The organism is Capnocytophaga sp. oral taxon 323, from assembly GCF_001278825.1.
GTDB classification, from domain to species: domain Bacteria; phylum Bacteroidota; class Bacteroidia; order Flavobacteriales; family Flavobacteriaceae; genus Capnocytophaga; species Capnocytophaga ochracea.
Map to the genome: position 1 here is coordinate 1,290,666 of NZ_CP012589.1, position 19,605 is coordinate 1,310,270.

A 19,605-nucleotide genomic window follows, 5' to 3' on the forward strand; every position below is an offset into this window, starting at 1 on the left:
TACAAATCTTTTTGAAATTCTTTTCTTTCTTCGAAGTATTTTTTGTACCTTTGCCTTTGGATGATAGTTATGAATTATTGACGAATGAGGAAATGAGAGAATTGGAAAATGAGGAAATTAGTGAATGAGAAAATTAGTGAATGAGAGAATTGGAAAATTTGACTAATAAAACAATAATTAATTATAACAACCTTTTTTAGGAGGTGACAATCAGTTTATTCAACTTTGCCAAAGTTTGAAACTTTGGCAAAGTGCGTACCGCAAAAGCGATGTGTTAGGACTGTTAGGAGCGCTCGGAAGGAAACGGAGAAATTCGCAAGAAGATTGAGAGAAGGTTTAGTGAGAAAAGGCTGTAAGGAGGGTATGGTTAGCTTATAGAGAGCTTATAGGAAGCTTATACGAATCTTGGACGATTGGTATAGAAAGGGTATATAAGTAATTGACTTATAACACGATATAACAGTGCTAAAAATGTTAAAAACAGGGTTTCGAGGAGAAAGAAAGAGAAAAGGCAATAGGCACTAGGGGGAGTATGACGGAAAATCAAAAGAAACCTACTCTCTAATTCACTTAGTTGGCAATTGCTGATACCCCTCGAAAGGAGGAATTGGCGATAATCATTATAGGCGAGTTATATAATTTACAGTGAAACAATACATTAATTCTCCTACACTCGATTGACACTAATGATAATAACTAACGACAAAAAACTAACAACTATATGACAGAACAAGTATTTGCCTTACACGTGGCAACCCGCAACAATCTTTTAACTTATTTGGAGAATGTAAGTCCTGAACAGTTAGCGCAAATCCCCACAGGGTTTCACAATAACATCTGGTGGAACATCGCTCACTGCGTGGCACAACAACAAATACTCTGCTACAAGCTATCAGGACTCAATTTTGTTGTACCTGAAACTTTTGTAGATACTTATAAAAAAGGTACTTATCCCGATGGACACATTCCTACCGCTGAGGAAATTCAAGAATTGCGCAGTCTGCTCATCAGCAGCCAAAAACAACTGCAAGCCGACTACGAGCGTGGGGTATTCTCTAATTTTACTCCTTACACTACCAGCTATGGCTATGCGCTTACCTGCATTGAAGATGCGATACATTTCAACAATACTCACGAGGGAATGCACCTTGGGGTGGTAATTGCTTTAAACTATTTTGCTAAATGATAGAAGATAAAACGCCTCACCGTACCTCATTAGCCGATTTGGGTGAATTTGGACTCATCGACCGCCTAACGAAGGGATTTGAAATTCACAATCCTTCCACTCTTAAAGGCGTAGGCGACGATGCGGCGGTAATGGATTTTAAAAATAAAAAAACTGTCGTCTCTACCGACCTGCTTATTGAAGGTGTACATTTCGACCTTAGCTATGTACCGCTGAAGCATTTAGGATACAAGTCGGTAGTAGTGAACGTATCGGATATCTATGCGATGAACGCTACGGCTACCCAGATAACCGTATCGATAGCAGTATCCAATCGCTTTCCGTTAGAAGCCTTAGAAGAGTTCTATGCAGGCATTCGCCTAGCCTGCGAGCATTATAAGGTAGACTTAGTAGGAGGCGACACGACCTCGTCTACACGCGGACTCATCATCTCGGTAACGGCGATAGGTGAAGCGGAAGCATCGGACTTAGTATATCGCAACGGAGCGCAACCTAACGACCTTGTGGTACTCACGGGCGATATAGGGGGTGCCTATATGGGTTTGCAGATATTGGAACGCGAAAAGGCGGTCTTTCAGGTAAACCCAAACTCTCAACCCGATATAGAGATGTATTCTTACATTTTGGAACGCCAGCTCAAACCCGAAGCCCGCAAGGACATTCCGCCACTGCTCAAACAATTAGGTGTAAAACCTACTGCTATGATGGATGTAAGCGACGGATTGTCGTCAGAGATATTGCACATTTGTAAACAATCGGGAGTAGGTTGTAGGTTATATGAAGACAAAATACCGCTTGACCCACAAGTGATTAGCACTTGTGAGGAGTTCAATTTAGATAGCACTACCATAGCCCTAAGTGGCGGTGAAGACTACGAACTGCTGTTTACTATTGCCCAAGCAGATTACGATAAGATAAAAGGCAATCCTAATTTCACGGTCATAGGTTACATTACCGATAAAAGCGAAGGAGTAAACCTCGTCACCCGTGCAGGACAGTTTATACCGATTATAGCGAAAGGGTGGAACGCTTTAACAATTAACAATTGATAATTAACAATTAACAAGATATGAAAAGAAGAGCATTTTTTAAACGTGGGGCTTTAGCAGCTTTAGGAGGCTTAGTACTTCCTTCATTCGATTTACAAGCGCAAACCCTTGGGGAAGCCCATAAAAACAAACGCACTAAAAACATCATCTTTATGGTGAGTGACGGTATGAGTTTCGGCACTTTGGTAATGGCTGACCTGTACCTAAAACGCAAATTCGGTCGCCCTTCCAGCTGGATAGGATTGTACGAAAGTAACCTCGCACAGCGCGCCGTAATGGATATGGCATCGGCAAGTTCAGTAGTCACCGACTCCTCAGCAGCGAGTTCGTCTTGGGGCGGTGGCGTACGTGTGAAAAACGGTAGCCTAAATATCAGCCCAGATGGCAAAGAGAATATGCCTATCTTACAAAAGTTCAAAAAAGCAGGCAAGAAAGTGGGTTGTATCACTACCGTAATGGTAAACCACGCCACTCCGGCAGGCTTCTGTACGTGGAGCAAGAGTCGGAATGCTATGGACGAGATAGCCCTCAACTACACCGAATTAGGCTTCGATGTGATGTTAGGTGGCGGTAGCAAATACTTCGACCCTGCCCATCGCAAGGACAAGAAAGACCTCTTTGCCGTTCTCAAAAAGAAAGGTTATACCGTAGCCCGCACTCGTAGTGAAATGCAGAAAGCACCTACTAATAAACCTCTCTATGGACTCTTTGCTGAAGATGCCCTCCCCTACTCTATCGACCGCGCTCAAAACAGTGAAGAACAAGCTAAATTGCCTACGCTTGCCGAGATGACTGCTAAGGCTATCGACCAACTTAAAAGTCACCCTAATGGCTTTGTAATACAAGTAGAAGGCGGTAAAGTAGACTGGGCGGCACACGGCAATGATATAGGGGCTTTGCTGTACGATCAAGTAGCTTTTGACGAGGCTATAAAAGTAGCCCTCGATTTTGCAAAAGCTGATGGCAACACTCTTGTAGTGCTTACTTCTGACCACGGCAATGCCAACCCTGGACTCATCTACGGCAAAGAATGTAATGACAACTTTGACAGATTGCAAAACTTTACCCATTCTAACGACTGGATATTGCAACAAATCAACTCTAACGACTCGGTAGCCAAAGTGCGTGAGCACGTTGCTCAATACTGCGGTGGAATGAACATCAATGAGGAACAAGCTAAAGAACTCTTAGGCTATTACGCTAAAACCGAAAGAAAAGAAGATGGCTTGTACAACTACAAACACCTGCCTTACCGATTGTTTGCCGAAATACAAAAAGCACATACTTCGGTAGGATGGATAAGTATGGATCACTCATCGGATTACACCGAATTGGCAATGTATGGACCAGGTAGCGAGCGACTTAAACCTTTTATGCGCAATACCGATATGCACAATTTCTTGTTGGAGGCAGCGGAGGTTAGAGTTTAGAAGTTAGGAAATAGAAATCAGAAATTAGAGGGTGAAAAGTTTTCAGTTTCAGAAGCTCGTTACTTTTATAGGAATATTGCTCTTCATCGTGAAGTTGATAGCGTGGTACATTACCAATTCTAACGCTATCTTTTCGGACACGATGGAGAGCATTGTGAATATCATTGCCGCCTTTATGGGGCTCTATTCGCTATACCTCTGCAACAAACCTCGCGATACCGACCACCCTTATGGACACGGCAAGGTAGAGTTTGTTACCGCTGGCATTGAGGGAATGCTCATCGCTATCGCTGGGGTACTTATTCTCATCGAAGCCTTTTCATCACTCATAAAGGGAATACATCTTGATAAATTAGGCTGGGGGATTGCCCTTTTCGGGTCTACCGCCATAGTGAATTACACTATGGGGTATATTTCTTACCAAAAAGGAAAAAAAGAGAACTCGTTAGTACTGATGAGTGCGGGCAAACATCTGCAATCGGATACTTTTGCCACCTCAGCTATTGTGCTGAGTTTGGTGTTGGTACACTTCACCGGTTGGCTATGGCTCGACCCTTTAATCGCTATTGGTTTTGGTAGTTATATCATTGTGATAGGCTGGAAGATAGTGCGCAAAGCCCTCAGTGGTATTATGGACGAGCGAGACGAAGCCCTCTTTGCCGAACTCGTAAATATACTACAAGCTAACCGCAAAACCGAATGGATAGACATTCACAATATGCGCATTCAGCAGTTTGGGGCTCACTTACACATTGATGCCCATATCACTCTGCCTTACTACTATTCGCTAAAAGAAGCCCACCAAGAGATGGAAAAGGTGATTCATTTATTGGTAGAAAAAGTAGATAGAACGATAGAATTCAACTTTCACTTAGACTATTGCAAGCCTTTTTCTTGCGAAATATGCGCTATCGACTGTCCCTTTAGAGAAAAACCTTTTGTGCGGACTATACAGTGGGACGTGAAAAACATCGCTGGAGTAGCGAAGCATAGATATGAACCACTAAAACAATAATGCAAATTAGATACTATAAACATTGGTTCTTTGAGGTTTAATTTTGATATACGACCTATTGTAAATAACTAACAGTATTCTTCTTGCTCGTTTAAAGTATATTTATTAATTTTGCACCAAAATATTGCCTTTATAATATGATAACTACTTTCTTTTCAGAAAATTTAGGGTTTACTACCATATGCGTTTTTCTACTCTCTTTGGGAGTAGCATACTTTTCTTTGCCAAGTATTATATACGTGTCAAAGTACAAGAACCTAATGGATAAACCTAATGCACGTAGTTCACATAAAGAAAAAACACCTACCCTAGGAGGTTTTTCTTTCTTCGTGAGTTTAGTTTTTACTCTCTTTTTACTCCGTTTTTTTGATAATGACAATGTAGGTATTAACATCTTATCTGGTGTAGGTGTACTCTTTTTCGTTGGCTTAAAAGATGACCTCGTAGGTGTAAATCCTAGTACTAAAATTATAGGCCAAATTATAGCTACCCTGATGCTTTTCTTAGGGACTGGGCTTAAAATCACTACTCTCGATAATTTCTTAGGCATTACTGATATTCCATATTGGCTTTCTATTTTTATGAGCTGTGGTATGATGATGATGATTGTAAACTCTTACAATCTTATTGATGGTATTAACGGCTCAGCTGCAATGGTAGGTATTGTGATTTTTGGTGCCTTTGCTTATGTTTTCTACGATGCTCAACTGTACTACTACTTCCTGTTATCAATCCTATGTATAGGTTTCTTATTAGCCTTTTTACGCTATAATCTATCGGTAAGGAAACGCGTTTTTATGGGAGATACAGGCTCTATGATTGCAGGTTTTCTCATTGCAGTTCTCGCTATTAAATTTTTTGCCCTAAACACTGAAGCCTTAGAAAGTGCTATTATACACCCCACAAATAAAATATGGGTACTTCTTGCAATTATTTTCATTCCCTTTTTTGATACTACCCGCGTATTCACCACCCGCCTATTGCGTCACGGACAACCTTTTAAAGCCGACCGCAGTCATATCCACCACGTGATGATAGACTATATGAAACTGTCGCACTCACAAGCAAGTGTACTATTAGCATTCATCAATTTAATCGTTTGTGTGGTGATTTTATATCTCAATACTTTTCTATCTTCTCTTTATTTAGGAATTGTTTTAGGAGTTATTTTTATAGGATTGGCAGGACTCCTCTTTTATGTAAACAGAAGCTATCACACTCGTAAGAAAAAACAAAAAATAAGACATATTGTGAATGAAATTATAAAAAAGAAATAATTTTTGTACCTTTGCGCCCTATCTCATAAGAAATGCTCAAACAGAATTTACAACTTAAACTCTCACAGAAACTCTCACCTCAGCAAATACAGCTGATGAAACTCGTGCAACTCCCCACTCTTGCTTTTGAACAGCGCGTGAAACAAGAGATGGAAGAAAACCCCGCTTTAGAATCAGGGCGCGAAGAAGATGATGCTTTTGATGAGTTTCACGATGAGTTCGACAACTCTGCCGATGAATATAACGATAACGATGTGATTGATATGGACGATATCAACATCGATGAATACCTCAGTGATGATGAAATACCCGACTACCGTCTGCACGCTAATAACTACAGCGACGACGATGAAGATCACGATATTCCTTTCAGTGCCGAGGTGTCGTTTCACCAATCCCTTATCAACCAATTGAACACCTTTACCCTCTCCGATGAGGATTACTTAATTGCTGAGTTCCTTGTGGGTAGCATAGACGATACAGGCTATATACGCCGTTCTATTCAAGACCTTACCGACGATCTCGCTTTCACCCAAAATATCTATACCGAAGAAGATCACGTAGAGCAAATACGCCAACAGATTATTTTCCAATTAGACCCTGCAGGGGTAGGCGCATCAGACTTGCAAGAGTGCTTGCTCATACAACTGCGCCGCAAAAAACAAACCCCTGCTATAGAATTGGCAATCAAAATGCTTACGGAAGCCTTTGAGGCATTCACTAAAAAGCATTATACTAAACTGCAACAGCGCTTTTTGGTAACTGAAGAACAGCTAAAAGAAGCGGTACAAGAGGTAGAACGCCTAAACCCTAAACCTGGAAGTTCTTACGTGGGCAACAATGTGCATATAGAGCAAATTATCCCCGATTTTACTGTAAAGGTGGTAGATAACGAGTTGGAACTCTCCCTCAACGGACGCAATGCTCCTGAGCTACACGTTTCTAAGGAATACAGCACTATGCTCGATACTTATAAGAAGAGTAAAGAAAAGAGCAATTCACAAAAAGAAGCAGTGTTCTTCATCAAACAGAAGTTAGATTCTGCTAAGTGGTTTATAGATGCCATTCGTCAGCGACAACAAACGCTCCTCATCACGATGAACGCCATTATGGAGCACCAACGCGAGTACTTCCTCACAGGTGATGAGCTGAAAATAAAACCGCTTATTCTCAAAGATATTGCCGATAAGGTAGGTATGGACATCTCTACCGTATCTCGGGTAGCGAGTAGTAAATACGTAACCACCCCTTACGGTACAAAACTCATTAAAGATTTCTTTTCGGAATCTATGAAGAACGACCAAGGAGAAGATGTTTCTACCCGTGAAATCAAGCAGATATTACAACATATCATCGCTAAGGAAGACAAGAGTAAACCTCTACCCGATGATGAATTGGCACAGCTTCTCAAAGAGAAAGGTTACCCCATTGCGCGCCGCACTATCGCCAAATACCGAGAACAAATGGATATACCTGTAGCACGCCTCAGAAAAGAGCTGTAAGTGTGAGTCACACAGGCAAAATGTAAAGAAACTCCAGTATAGTGACAGACTGTACTGGAGTTTCTTTGTCGTAACACAACAAGCCGTTTTACAAATTAAAAGCTTCTTTTAATTCATTATACACCTGTTTGATAATCGAAGTTGGTTGCTCAAAGATGTGGAATATACATAGCTACAATTTCTTTATTTCCTACTTTGTAATAATAGAAGCTCTTGCCTTTATCGATGAGTGCGTTTTCTTCAGATTGATATTCACCTGTATTTTTAGGGTAATCTTTCAATCTTCTTTTTCAGTAAATCCGAAAGACTTTGGCAGAGTTTTCAACTCATCATTAACCATTATTTCACTATCTTCATCTCATTTAGCAAATACCCTGCTCCGGCGTATTTATCGATGATAAACAGCACATAGCGAATATCTACCATAATATTACGACATATTTTAGGGTCGTAGTGGATATCGCTCATTGTGCCTTCCCACACGCGGTCGAAATTGAGACCGATAAGGTTACCTTGTGCGTCTATCGCAGGACTGCCCGAGTTGCCTCCCGTGGTGTGATTGGTTGCTACGAAACACACAGGCATCTTGCCGTTTTTGCCGTAAATACCATAGTCTTTTTTCTCATAGAGCTCGCGCAGTTTGGCGGGCACATTAAATTCGTAGTCGTTAGGCACGTATTTCTCCATTACACCGTCTAAATAAGTCATATAATCATAGGTTATAGCATCCGAAGGTGAGTAACCCGCTACCTTGCCATAAGTAACGCGCAAAGTGCTATTGGCATCAGGGAAAATGCGGTCTTGAGGTTTCGAGAACTCCAAGATAGCCTTCATATAAGTACGCTGTAAGGCGGTAATCTCGCTGTCCAACTGTCGGTAAGTAGGCACTACAGTTCCGTAGAAATGAGCGACAATTTGCTGTACAAATTGTACGCCTATGTCATTTTTGAGGCGCCTTTCAAAAACTTCATCGGGTAGGTTGAGTACTTTTTCCATTTCGGTTTTAGAAGCCAAAAACGACTCTTTATAGAGTTTGTCAGCCAGTGTGTGTATCTCAAACTGCTGTAAGTTAGGCGAGAGTAGCGTTTTAGGCATCGCCTGAGCATAATACACTACCGCTTTTTCAAATACGGCTTTATCTACATTCACATCGTAGTTTTTAAATACCGTTTCAAAGTTGTTTAAAAGGTTCTTCTTGCGGTCGTTGAACGATTGTGTTCCTTTCTCGTGCAGCGCATTTTGCAGTTGAAGGATTTTATAGCCATTTGCCAGCAAGTCGATATTGCGCTGTACCAACTCCGAAAAGAGGTCTACTGCCAAAGCATAGTCTTGTATTTGAGCGTATTTTTCAGTAAACTGAGGTAAAATATAACCATATTCAGCAGTTTTACCTGCTTTTTCTATCTCTTTTTGAAATTTCTGTTCTTGAGCGCGTTTGATAGCTACCGCATCCGATTTTTTCAAACCTTGTGTTTCACCTATCCACTTTTTCCAATAGTTGGCAACGCTGGCGTATTTAGAGGCGTATTTTATTTTTATTTCGTTGCTGTTGCGCATAAAGCCGTCTTGCACTTTGAGCACCACATCGCGAATGCCTATCTTAGCAGGATTCAATACATTCACAATTTGTTCCACTGCTACGGCAGGTAAATATTCTTCAGTACGACCTGGATAACCGAAGACCATTGTAAAATCGCCTGCTTTCACGCCTTTTAACGAGATAGGAAAGAAGTGTTTGGGGCGATAGGGCACGTTGTCTTTGGAGTAGGTTGCGGGGCGGTTGTTTTTATCGGCGTATACACGGAAAAGCGAGAAGTCCCCCGTATGGCGAGGCCATACCCAATTATCGGTATCCGAACCGAATTTGCCTATAGCCGAAGGCGGTGCACCTACTAAACGCACATCTTTAAAAGTTTCTACTACAAAAAGGATATACTGATTGCCCTCGTAGAAAGCACGAACCCGATTCTCTTGCCACGCTTCTTTAGGCGAGTTTTTCACCAAAGAGGCAATATTGCGTTCTATCTGAGAGGCGCGAACGCTCTCACTACTTAGGTTTTGAGTATCGGCGAGTACTTTTTGGGTAACATCTTCAATACGTACAATAAAAGTAACTTCTAAATTCTTGTTAGGCAACTCTTCCGATAGATTTTTAGCCCAAAAACCATCGGTAAGGTAATCGTTTTGCACTGAGGAATGCGCTTGTATCTGTCCGTAACCACAATGGTGATTAGTGAGCAGTAGCCCTTTATCCGAAATCATTTCGGCAGTACAGCCTCCATTGAAATGAGGCACGGCGTCTTTCAAGCTCGACTTATTGACGCTATAAATATCACTCACCGACATTTTCATACCTAAGGACTTCATTTCTCTGGCATTCATACCCTCCAAAAGCGAAGGAATCCACATACCTCCTTGTTGTGCCGTTAAAGTAACAGGTAACAAGTAAAAGCTAAAAAGTAATAAAGAGATAAACTTCTTCATAGTCACTGTTTTTAAAGTGCAAATATAGGGAATATTTTCTAAAAATTTGGTTTTAACTGTTGTTTGTTGTTGTAGAAATCTTCAATGACTTTAATCACTTCGTCTTCGGTGTCTACTAAGTGAAACAAATCTAAATCCTCAGCACTAATATTATTAAATTTCTCTAATAATATCTTCTTTATCCAGTCTACAAGCCCGCTCCAATAATCTGTACCGACTAAAATAATAGGAATTTTGTCTATTTTATAAGTTTGCACGAGAGTGAGGGTCTCGAAGAGTTCATCGAGGGTACCAAAGCCCCCAGGCATTGCTACAAATGCCTTAGAATACTTTACAAACATCACCTTACGCGCAAAGAAGTAGTTGAATTTAATATTCTTGTCGTGGTCGATATAAGAGTTATTCGTCTGCTCGAAAGGTAAATCAATATTCAGCCCTGCCGATACACCTTTGTTCAGGTGTGCACCTTTGTTGCCCGCCTCCATAATACCAGGCCCACCGCCGGTTATAATACCGAAGCCTTCATCTACTATCTTTTGGGCAATACGCACAGTGAGTTCGTAATAAGGTGTTTCAGGCTTAATACGTGCCGAACCAAAAATACATACACAAGGCCCTATGGAGCTCATCTGCTCATAGCCGTGTACAAATTCTCCCATTATTTTAAAAATCGACCAAGCGTCGTGTGTTTTAGTTTCGTTCCAAACTTTTGAATGTTTTTTCATTGAGTTAAATGTTAAAAGTGAATAGTAAAAAGTTGTATTTATTTCAGTTTTATCCCTCTGTATTTCTTTATCTTCTCCTATTTTTATAATCAATCTTTTATCTCCAATCTGTAAGGGCGAATTGCAATTCGCCCTTAATAAGTCAATCTCAATCTTGATTTGTGTTAAGTTTAAGGAGTATAGTTTTTCTAACCATATTCGTAATATTTTTCAGTAGGCATAAATTCGACAGCTCCACCGTCTAAATCGTCATCTATATAGTCATACAAAAATCGGTTTTTGTTATCTACATACCATTTAACGAATAGCTTTCCTTTAAAAACACCCGTAGCACTCTGTTTAGGGTCTTCTTTCAGTTCATAGGTAGCACAAAAGTGCTATTACACTTCCTTATCTGTGCGACTTGCTCTCTCAAATTTCTTTAGGTCATTCCCTTTGAGGGCGTTCTCTACGAGTTCGGGAAGGCGGTCAGGAGTACAGGCAAAGCAGGCGATGCCGAGTTTGCTGATTTCTTTACCGAGTTTCTCATCGTAATCAGGACGACCACTGTCAGAAAGAGCTAAGAGCACCAATACCTTTACGCCTTCTTGGTGCATCTCGTTCAGGCGACGCAAGAGTCCAGCGCGTACACCTCCTTCATAAAGGTCAGAAATGAGAATAAACATCGTTTTGCGCGGATTCTCAATAAGTGTTTGGCAATACGCCACCGATTTATTAATGTCTGTCCCTCCTCCTAACTGTACCCCAAAAAGCATATCCACGGGGTCTTCACGACAGACTTCCGTAAGGTCGGTTACTTCTGTATCAAACACTACCACGTGCGTATCAAGGGCTGGCATACTCGCAAAGATAGACCCCATTACTGACGAATATATAATCGAATCACACATCGAACCACTCTGGTCGATGTCTAAAATCACTGTCCAGTTCTTTTGGCGCTGAGTGCGTTCAAAAAAATAGAACTTTTCAGGAATAAGTCGCTTGGTAGCGGTATCGTAGTTCTTGAGGTTGCGCTGAATTGTACGCTTCCAGTCGGTCGACGAGAAGTTGGCAATAGGCGTATGCGCTTTTTTGTTGAGCGCACCAGTAACAGCACGGCGTAGGTCTTGCTCCATACGCTTCATAATCTCATCGACTACCTCTTTCACCAATTCGCGTGCGGTATTTTTAGATTTGGCAGGTATTTGCCCTTTGAGTGCCATCAAAGTGCCCACCATAGAGATATCGGGCTTTACGTTTTTAAGGGTTTCAGGTTCAAATAGTAGTTTGGTGAGTCCTTTGCGCTCAATGGCATCACTTTGAATCACACTTACCACATCGGGAGGAAAGAACGAGCGCACATCGGTGAGCCACTTAGCTAAGTTGGGTGACGAACTGCCTAAGCCTGCCGAGCGTTTGCCTCCATTATTACCGCTGCCTTCGGTATCGTCGTAGAGGGCAGCCAGCGTGGCGTCCATCAGCGATTGCTGCTCATTAAGCGATACCTCACCCAAAGCATTCAAATCCTGACCCAAGATGAGTCGCCAACGTGTAATTAGGTCGTCCATTATAAAATATAAAAAAGTAATCCTAATTGTAACACATTCGATTTGAGGCTCGTGCCATCAGTAGTTTTAGCGTCTTTCAGCAAAGGGGTAAGATTGTACTGCACATAGAAGTTCAACGCGTTATACCCAAAGGCAATAAAAGGCTTTACCTGAAACGTATGAGCTATATCGGAGTTCTGAAAAGCTATCGAAACACCATCGGCAGTATACAAACTTCTACTGTTGAAGATATAGGCAAAACGTGCTCCTGTATACACGCGCCAAAACTTATGACTGTAAGGGGTAGAGGTGCGAAAGCGAAACTCTACGGGTATTTCTACCGAATGCGTCTCGAAGAAATTACGAGTGATGTTCCGGTCGCCGAAACGTTCTACTATCTCATAGCTCACGCCCGAAACCGTTTTGTTAGCCACCATATTGTTGTACACCAAATCGTAAGCATAGCCTATGCCCACCCCAAAGCCTATATTACGCGCTTTGTTCATAGGTAGGTCGCGAATAAAACCTACGTGAATCCCCCTTGAAAGGTTGTGTTGCACCACGTTATTTGCTTTACCAGCCAAATAGTCATAAGTAAGACCAAAGTAAAATTGGTCTTCGAGGTAGTGCAGGTCTGCCTCCGTATCGGTAGCAGTAGCCGTTTGTGGGGTGCTTATCATTCCATCATCGTTATTCTCTTGAGCAAAAGTAAAGAGCGAAAAGTGAAGAGCGAAAAGCAACAGTATCCTATTTAGTTTGTTCATCTTTTTTGTTGCATATTTTGGGCAAAGGTAAGAATAATTAGCAAATTAACAAATTTGCTAATTTCCAAATTTTCTAATTCTCTAATTTCCCAATCCGCCCATTCTCTTTCCGTCCCTACACTCCCCTTTTGAAGGGGCTAGGGAGATGTTTGTCACCTTTTCCAGCTTGTCCCCCTTCGGGGGTTCGGGGGCTTACCGAATAAATAACTCGCCACAGTTTCCCTCTTGAAGGTAGCCAGCAACAACTGGGTATGTGCACCGCGAGAGCGGAGTATGTGAGAAGGGGGAGGTTCCTTTCGCTTCCCCGCCACACTTCCCCCCTAGTGCCTATGCCCTAAGGCCTATTGCCTATTCCTTTTCTTTCGCCTCGAAATCCCGTTTTTACCATTTTTTATGTCGCTGTATTATACTATGAGTCAACCACTTATATACCCTTCCTATACCAATCGTCCAAGATTCGTATAAGCTTCCTATAAGCTCTCTATAAGCTAACTCCACCCATCTTACACCTCTTTTTCACCAAAATTCCTCTCAACCTTCTTCTGAAATCTTCCGTTTCCTTCCGAATCCTCCACCCCCTCCTCCGACTTGCCCGACCCGTCTGAAAAGACCGACCCATCCATTCCTCTTGTTAGTAGTATTATTGATATTTCTGGCATTATTGGCATTTACCCCCATTTTCTCATTCTCTCATTTCCTCATTCTCTCATTTCCTCATTTCCTAATTCTCTTGCCTTTCTGAATGATTAAAATAAATGTAATAAAAACTATTTGTCTATTTAGAAAATTATTTTTACTTTTGCGCCTTTCAAAATCAATATAAAAATAATAGCGTTTTAACACAGAATTATTTTCCGATTAGAGTATCTGAAAAAGAAAATAATTCTAAATATATCTAAATGCTTTTCATATAAACTATTTCGCAACGCCTTTATGTCCGATATTCTACATTACCCTCTTACTGATTTCGTTACCTCTTGTGGGGTGCGTATTCCCGCTCTTAGGGTATATTATCAAGTGTTTGGAAAAGCCTTAGGCACAGCTCCGGTGGTAGTGGTGAATCACGCTTTTACAGGTAATTCACAAGTAACGGGTGAAAACGGCTGGTGGAAAGAAGCCATCGGTGAAGGGAAGTTGATAGATACCCTCAAATACACGGTAGTAGCTTTTAATATCCCTGGCAATGGTTTTGGAGCACGCGAAGAAGATATGATTCCTAACTATGAGCATTGGGCGGGTATAGATATAGCGCGCATTTTCAACCAAGGGCTCACCGAGCATTTAGGACTTAAAGAGGTATTTGCCCTTGTAGGGTGCTCGTTAGGTGGCGGTATTGCTTGGGAAATGGTTGCCCTCGCCCCTACCCTTTTCAAAGAATTGGTAATCGTAGCTGCCGATTGGAAAGCAACCGACTGGATTATAGGCAACTGCCTCTTGCAAGAACAGATACTCAAAAACTCTACTCACCCCTTGCACGATGCACGCCTCCACGCGATGTTGTGTTACCGCACTCCTCAATCGTTGAAACTGAAATTTGAGCGCACCACCAACATTCCGTTGCAGTTGTACAATGTAGAAACGTGGCTCTTACACCACGGCGACAAGCTGCACAAACGCTTTTCACTCTCCGCCTACAAACTGATGAACCAATTGGTAAAAACGATAGATATATCAAAAGAACGGGGTAGTTTTGCCGAGGCTGTAGCGCCTATCACCGCACACATTACCATCGTAAGCACCGATTCTGATTTGTATTTCGTTCCTCAAGAGAACCGCGATACTGTAACTGAACTGCGCGAAATGGGCAAACCAGTAGATTATTACGAAATCCACTCAGTACACGGTCACGATGCTTTCCTGATAGAACACAAACAGTTAGAACAGTATTTAAAGAAAGTGTTTAATTAATGATTGATGATAAATTATTGATGGATAATGAGCTCAAAATTATAGCTAAAAGCAACGGAGCTCAAAATGCAAATATAAAACTCCTCTTATTATTGCTATTTTTTATAAGTACATATGCGTTTACTTTTGCGCAGAGAAAAATAGAAGGTAAGTATTATATAAAGGAGAAAGAAATGCACATAGAGTGTTGTGCTACTGATACCTACACGTTTTATAGCAATGGCATTTTTGATTATGCTGAGGAAGGCGAGTTAGGAATTGTTCATTATGGCAAAGGTCATTACACCCTCACGAAGGATTCTTTAGTGTTAAAATACGATTTAACAGAGGTAAAATACCCTGGATATTATATCGCTAAACCATATACTAATTATAAAGATTACATCACTTTAAACTTAACAGTATACGATTTAGAAAAGAAGCCTTTACCGAATGTAGATGTTTCTCTGTTTAAAGAAGGAGCGTCTACAGGAGGTGATACTGACGAAAATGGAAATTTGATTATAAAAGTACCTAAGACGAATGAAAAGTGTGCTTTATTACTCACCTATAATCACGAATCTATGTATAAAGTGGAATCTATAGACCTTAATTTATGCTATGATTTAGAATTTTACCTCACTAAAACTCCGATGAGCTTTTTTGATATAGGAAATGCTATTAAAGATGAGGTAAGTCGTTTTAAAATTGTAAAACTTAGAAGAGATGAGTTTGTAGTGCGTAATGATAAAAAAGGAGAAGTTATTTTCAAGAAGGTAGAAGATAAAAAGTAAACAAATGAAGATATTAAAATTTGGTGGAAAATCACTTGCCAATGACGGCATTGAAAAGGTACTCAGTATCATTGCTGGGCTTGCTAAAACTGAACCTATATCAGTAGTAGTTTCAGCACGAGGCAACACTACCGATGAATTAGAGGCTTTGCTCGAAAAAGCGAGTAAAGGCGAGGATTATACTGCCGACTTTCAACAACTGAAAGACGAACAGCAGTATGACTCTCGTGTGTCGTTCGAGCCCGAATTTCAGTTGCTCGAAAAACTCCTTGAAGGCGTTTCGCTACTGAAAGACTACAGCCCTAAGACCAAAGATTTGGTATTAGCACAAGGCGAACTGATGTCGGCTAAGCTTGTGGCAGCACTACTCCAGCACAAGGGCTTGGAAAGTACTTTTGTGGATAGCCGTGAAATCTTCAAAACCGATGCGGTGGTAGGCAATGCACAAATTATCAACTCAGTATCCGAAAAACTCACCCGCGACCGCTTTGCAACCATTCCTCCTCATCACGTGGTGGTGGTTACAGGCTTTATCGCTTCCACCGAAAAAGGCGACACTACTACGTTGGGACGCAATGGCAGTAACTACTCGGCAGCGCTTTTAGCTAACTATCTCAACGCTTCCGAACTGCAAAACTACACCCACGTCGACGGTATCTTCACTGCCAATCCTGAGTTAGTACCCGAAGCCAAAATTATACGTCATCTTTCTTACGAAGAAGCCAATGAGTTGGCTAACTTTGGAGCTTCTATACTCCACGCCAAAACCATTATCCCACTCATTGAAAAAGGTATTCCGTTGCGTATCAAAAACACTTTCAACAGTGAGGACGCCGGCACACTCATTCACCAAGAAAGCGTGCAAGAGGGCATCAAATCAATTTCGGTAATTAAAGACAATGCCCTTATCGTGATGGAAGGTCGCGGACTCTTGGGCAAAGTGGGCGTAGATGCTCGTATTTTTAAAGCGCTCGCACAAAAAGGTATCAGTGTGAGTATCATCTCGCAAGGTTCATCGGAGCGCGGGGTAGGCTTGGTAGTAGCTTCAAAAGATGCTAAACTTGCCAAAGCTGCTATAGACGAGGAATTCTCACACGATTTCTACACCAATGATGTGAGCAGTGTGAGCATCGTAGAAGATGTAGCTGTAATTTCTATCGTAGGACAACCACTTGCTACTTTCCACCACCCTTATAACGCTTTGATACGCAACCAAATCGTTCCTTTGCTCATCAATAATGCCGTAACGGGCAAAAACGTGAGTTTGGTACTCAAAACCAAAAAACTCCACAAGGCATTGAACGTAATTCACGGTGAAATCTTTGGGGTTTCACGCCGTATCAACTTGGTAATCTTTGGTAAAGGTACCGTAGGGGCTACCCTCATCGACCAAGTGATTGCCGCACACGACAATATACTTCACCGCAAGAATATCAGTTTGCGCATCGTTGCGATTGCTAATTCACAACGGCTACTAACCAATGCAAAAGGAATAGGCAACAATTGGCGCTCTGCCTTCGATAAAGAAGCTGTGCCTTATAGTTTTGACACTTTGCAAGCCTTTGTAGATAAAAATCACTTAGAGAACCTCATCGCCGTAGACGTAACCGCCAGCAAAACCTTTGTAGACAACTATATTCCACTTATCAAGAGCGGTTACGACTTGGTTTCAGCTAATAAAATAGCGAATACTATTTCGTTTGACTTCTATCAAGAACTGCGCAAAACTCTCAAACAACACCAAAAAACTTATCTCTACGAAACCAATGTAGGGGCAGGCTTACCCTTGATAGACACGATTCGCCTTTTGCATCATTCGGGTGAGAATATCACCCGTATTAAGGGAATTTTCTCAGGAACGCTCAGCTATCTGTTCAATACCTTTTCAGCGGAAAACAAGCCGTTTAGCGAGGTGCTCCAACACGCTATCAACAGCGGTTATACCGAACCCGACCCTCGTGAAGACCTCTGTGGTAATGATGTAGGGCGCAAACTGCTCATCTTAGCCCGCGAACTCGATTTAGGTAATGAGTTCACCGATGTGAAGATACAAAACCTTATCCCCGAACATTTGAGAGAAGGCTCAGTGCAAGACTTTTTGCAACGTTTAGACGAGTTCAATGCACCTTATCAGCAAATCAAAGAAGCGCAAGCCCCCGACCACGTACTGCGTTATGTAGGTGACCTTCACGGCGACTTAGCTTCTACCGAAACGGTACAGTTAGACGTATCACTCGTATCGGTTCCGCGCAACAGTGCCCTCGGTCAGGTAAAAGGTGCTGACTCTATCTTTGAAATTTACACCGAATCTTACGGCGATAACCCTATCGTGATACAAGGAGCAGGAGCAGGCGCTTCGGTAACCGCACGTGGGGTATTCGGCGACATTTTAAGATTAGCAGAGAAAAGTAGGTTTTAGGGGGTAACACTATGAACCAAGAAGAAAATCCTTTGTTAAAAATGTCGTTGCAGGAATTGTGGCAACTGTTCCCTATCAATCTTACGAAGCACAACCCGTTGTGGAAAGAATGGTATGAGGAAGAACGCAGTTTCCTTTTAAAACAATTACCCTCTAACGAAGTGGTACGGCTAAGCCATATAGGCAGTACTGCTGTGGAAGGGATACAAGCCAAACCTATTGTAGATATGTTATTAGAAGTGAAAAAGGACAGTTCATTTCAGAAACTAAAAGAAGTCATTTTACAATCAGGTTATCTATGTATGAATGAAACAAACGATAGGATTTCTTTTAATAAAGGCTATACTATTAATGGGTTTGCAGAACGTGTGTTTCATCTGCACTTGCGTTATGAAGGCGATAATGATGAACTCTATTTTCGCGATGAACTGCAAGCATACCCATTGGTAGCCAAAGAATATGAAACGCTTAAATTATCACTTTGGAAGCCTTTTGAGCACGACCGAGATGCTTATACCGCTCATAAAACAGACTTTGTGAAACAATATACACTGATAGCAAAAGAAGAATTTAAAGGAAAATATGAAAATAACAGACCATATTAAGAATGCCAAAGGAAAAACGCTCTTCTCCTTTGAAGTAGTACCTCCTAAAAAGGGAAATAATATTGAAGAACTATACCGAAATATAGACCCCTTAATGGAGTTCAATCCTCCGTTTATAGATGTAACTACCTCACGCGAGGAGTATTATTACATTGAACACCCTAATGGGTTATTGGAAAAGAAAGTAACCCGTATGCGCCCTGGTACGGTGGGTATTTGTGCGGCTATTCAACATAAATACAAGGTGGACACAGTGCCTCACGTGCTTTGTGGTGGTTTTTCAAAAGAAGAAACTGAGTACCTTTTGGTAGATTGCCTCTACTTGGGTATTGACAACGTAATGGCTTTGCGTGGTGATGCAATGAAAGAACAACGTTACTTTCAGCCTACTGAGGGCGGACATACCTATGCTACTGAACTCGTTACTCAAATCAGCAATTTGAACAAGGGGATTTACCTCAACGGCATTGCTGCCGACCATAAGGCTAATTTCTGTATAGGAGTAGCAGGGTATCCTGAAAAGCACATTGAAGCTCCCTCACTCACCTCGGACTTGGCGCGCCTAAAAGAAAAGGTAGATGCTGGTGCCGACTATGTGGTAACACAAATGTTTTTTGACAATCAGAAGTATTTTGAGTTTGTAGAGAAAGCCAAAGAAGCAGGCATCAATGTGCCTATCATACCAGGTATTAAACCTATTGCTATTAAAAAGCACCTCAACCTACTGTCACAAGCCTTTAAAATAGATTTCCCCGAAGACCTCATCAAAGCAGTGGAATCCTGCAAGAACAACAACGAGGTAAAACAAGTGGGTATAGAATGGGCAATTCAGCAGAGCAAAGAGCTCAAAGCCGCTGGGGTACCTGTTTTGCACTACTATTCAATGGGAAAATCGGATAATATAGTGAAAGTGATATCAGAAGTATTCTAACAATTGTCAAT

17 protein-coding genes and 1 pseudogene are annotated in these 19,605 nt (G+C 41.5%); 11 read left to right on the forward strand and 7 right to left on the reverse strand.

The annotated features are described in order from the left end of the window. The first annotated feature begins 721 nt into the window (after nucleotides 1–721). The 6 genes from AM608_RS05520 (at nucleotide 722) to rpoN (ending at nucleotide 7,459) form a co-directional block, all read left to right on the forward strand. Nucleotides 722–1,186 carry a DinB family protein gene (locus tag AM608_RS05520; RefSeq protein WP_009419231.1) on the forward strand — a complete coding sequence of 155 codons (465 nt, stop codon included), beginning with the start codon at nucleotides 722–724 and terminating at the stop codon, nucleotides 1,184–1,186. Beyond that, entirely contained in the window at nucleotides 1,183–2,235 is a 1,053-nt protein-coding gene (gene thiL, locus AM608_RS05525; RefSeq protein ID WP_053581028.1) for a thiamine-phosphate kinase, read from the forward strand. The genes AM608_RS05520 and thiL overlap by 4 nt, the downstream gene beginning before the upstream one ends. Nucleotides 2,236–2,255: 20 nt before the next feature. Next, a complete protein-coding gene (locus AM608_RS05530) occupies nucleotides 2,256–3,665 on the forward strand; it encodes an alkaline phosphatase (protein WP_053581029.1) in 1,410 nt (469 codons plus the stop codon). Nucleotides 3,666–3,696: 31 nt separating this feature from the next. Beyond that, nucleotides 3,697–4,680 (forward strand): cation diffusion facilitator family transporter, encoded by a 984-nt coding sequence (locus AM608_RS05535; protein ID WP_053581030.1) that lies wholly within the window; start codon nucleotides 3,697–3,699, stop codon nucleotides 4,678–4,680. A 137-nt stretch (nucleotides 4,681–4,817) separates the two neighbouring features. After that, nucleotides 4,818–5,957 (forward strand): glycosyltransferase family 4 protein, encoded by a 1,140-nt coding sequence (locus tag AM608_RS05540; RefSeq protein WP_172672747.1) that lies wholly within the window; start codon nucleotides 4,818–4,820, stop codon nucleotides 5,955–5,957. Between the two features lie 32 nt (nucleotides 5,958–5,989). Continuing rightward, entirely contained in the window at nucleotides 5,990–7,459 is a 1,470-nt protein-coding gene (rpoN, locus tag AM608_RS05545) for an RNA polymerase factor sigma-54 (RefSeq protein WP_053581031.1), read from the forward strand. A gap of 149 nt (nucleotides 7,460–7,608) precedes the next feature. On the opposite strand, the gene AM608_RS12705 is transcribed toward rpoN, so the two are convergent. The 7 genes and pseudogenes from AM608_RS12705 to AM608_RS12310 form a co-directional block, all read right to left on the reverse strand. Then, nucleotides 7,609–7,740 carry a hypothetical protein gene (locus tag AM608_RS12705; RefSeq protein WP_255348477.1) on the reverse strand — a complete coding sequence of 44 codons (132 nt, stop codon included), beginning with the start codon at nucleotides 7,738–7,740 and terminating at the stop codon, nucleotides 7,609–7,611. A gap of 58 nt (nucleotides 7,741–7,798) precedes the next feature. Beyond that, on the reverse strand, nucleotides 7,799–9,943 hold the full coding sequence (locus AM608_RS05550) for a S46 family peptidase (RefSeq protein WP_009422511.1): 2,145 nt from the start codon (nucleotides 9,941–9,943) through the stop codon (nucleotides 7,799–7,801). Nucleotides 9,944–9,981: 38 nt separating this feature from the next. Beyond that, a complete protein-coding gene (locus tag AM608_RS05555; protein ID WP_009410398.1) occupies nucleotides 9,982–10,668 on the reverse strand; it encodes a TIGR00730 family Rossman fold protein in 687 nt (228 codons plus the stop codon). 380 nt (nucleotides 10,669–11,048) lie between these two features. Continuing rightward, nucleotides 11,049–12,215 (reverse strand): VWA domain-containing protein, encoded by a 1,167-nt coding sequence (locus tag AM608_RS05560; RefSeq protein ID WP_053581032.1) that lies wholly within the window; start codon nucleotides 12,213–12,215, stop codon nucleotides 11,049–11,051. Then, on the reverse strand, nucleotides 12,215–12,958 hold the full coding sequence (locus tag AM608_RS05565; protein WP_053581033.1) for a porin family protein: 744 nt from the start codon (nucleotides 12,956–12,958) through the stop codon (nucleotides 12,215–12,217). Before AM608_RS05565 ends, AM608_RS05560 begins: the two co-directional genes overlap by 1 nt. A gap of 139 nt (nucleotides 12,959–13,097) precedes the next feature. Then, a pseudogene (locus tag AM608_RS12485) lies at nucleotides 13,098–13,175 on the reverse strand (phosphinothricin acetyltransferase); the annotation flags it as partial. A gap of 286 nt (nucleotides 13,176–13,461) precedes the next feature. Further along, the gene (locus tag AM608_RS12310; RefSeq protein ID WP_157466269.1) at nucleotides 13,462–13,617 is read right to left on the reverse strand and encodes a hypothetical protein; all 156 of its coding nucleotides are present in this window, start codon (nucleotides 13,615–13,617) and stop codon (nucleotides 13,462–13,464) included. A 274-nt stretch (nucleotides 13,618–13,891) separates the two neighbouring features. On the opposite strand from AM608_RS12310, the gene AM608_RS05570 reads away from it, so the two are divergent. The 5 genes from AM608_RS05570 (at nucleotide 13,892) to metF (ending at nucleotide 19,594) form a co-directional block, all read left to right on the forward strand. Next, the gene (locus AM608_RS05570) at nucleotides 13,892–14,866 is read left to right on the forward strand and encodes an alpha/beta fold hydrolase (protein WP_053581034.1); all 975 of its coding nucleotides are present in this window, start codon (nucleotides 13,892–13,894) and stop codon (nucleotides 14,864–14,866) included. Nucleotides 14,867–15,039: 173 nt separating this feature from the next. Further along, complete coding sequence (locus tag AM608_RS05575) at nucleotides 15,040–15,639, forward strand: hypothetical protein (protein ID WP_253273523.1); 600 nt, start codon at nucleotides 15,040–15,042, stop codon at nucleotides 15,637–15,639. A gap of 4 nt (nucleotides 15,640–15,643) precedes the next feature. Beyond that, the gene (gene thrA, locus AM608_RS05580; RefSeq protein WP_053581036.1) at nucleotides 15,644–18,058 is read left to right on the forward strand and encodes a bifunctional aspartate kinase/homoserine dehydrogenase I; all 2,415 of its coding nucleotides are present in this window, start codon (nucleotides 15,644–15,646) and stop codon (nucleotides 18,056–18,058) included. 11 nt (nucleotides 18,059–18,069) lie between these two features. Beyond that, nucleotides 18,070–18,663: a GrpB family protein gene (locus AM608_RS05585; protein ID WP_053581037.1), complete on the forward strand. Its 594-nt coding sequence runs from the start codon at nucleotides 18,070–18,072 to the stop codon at nucleotides 18,661–18,663. After that, nucleotides 18,641–19,594 carry a methylenetetrahydrofolate reductase [NAD(P)H] gene (gene metF, locus AM608_RS05590; protein ID WP_009417542.1) on the forward strand — a complete coding sequence of 318 codons (954 nt, stop codon included), beginning with the start codon at nucleotides 18,641–18,643 and terminating at the stop codon, nucleotides 19,592–19,594. Before AM608_RS05585 ends, metF begins: the two co-directional genes overlap by 23 nt. The last annotated feature ends 11 nt before the right edge of the window (nucleotides 19,595–19,605 follow it).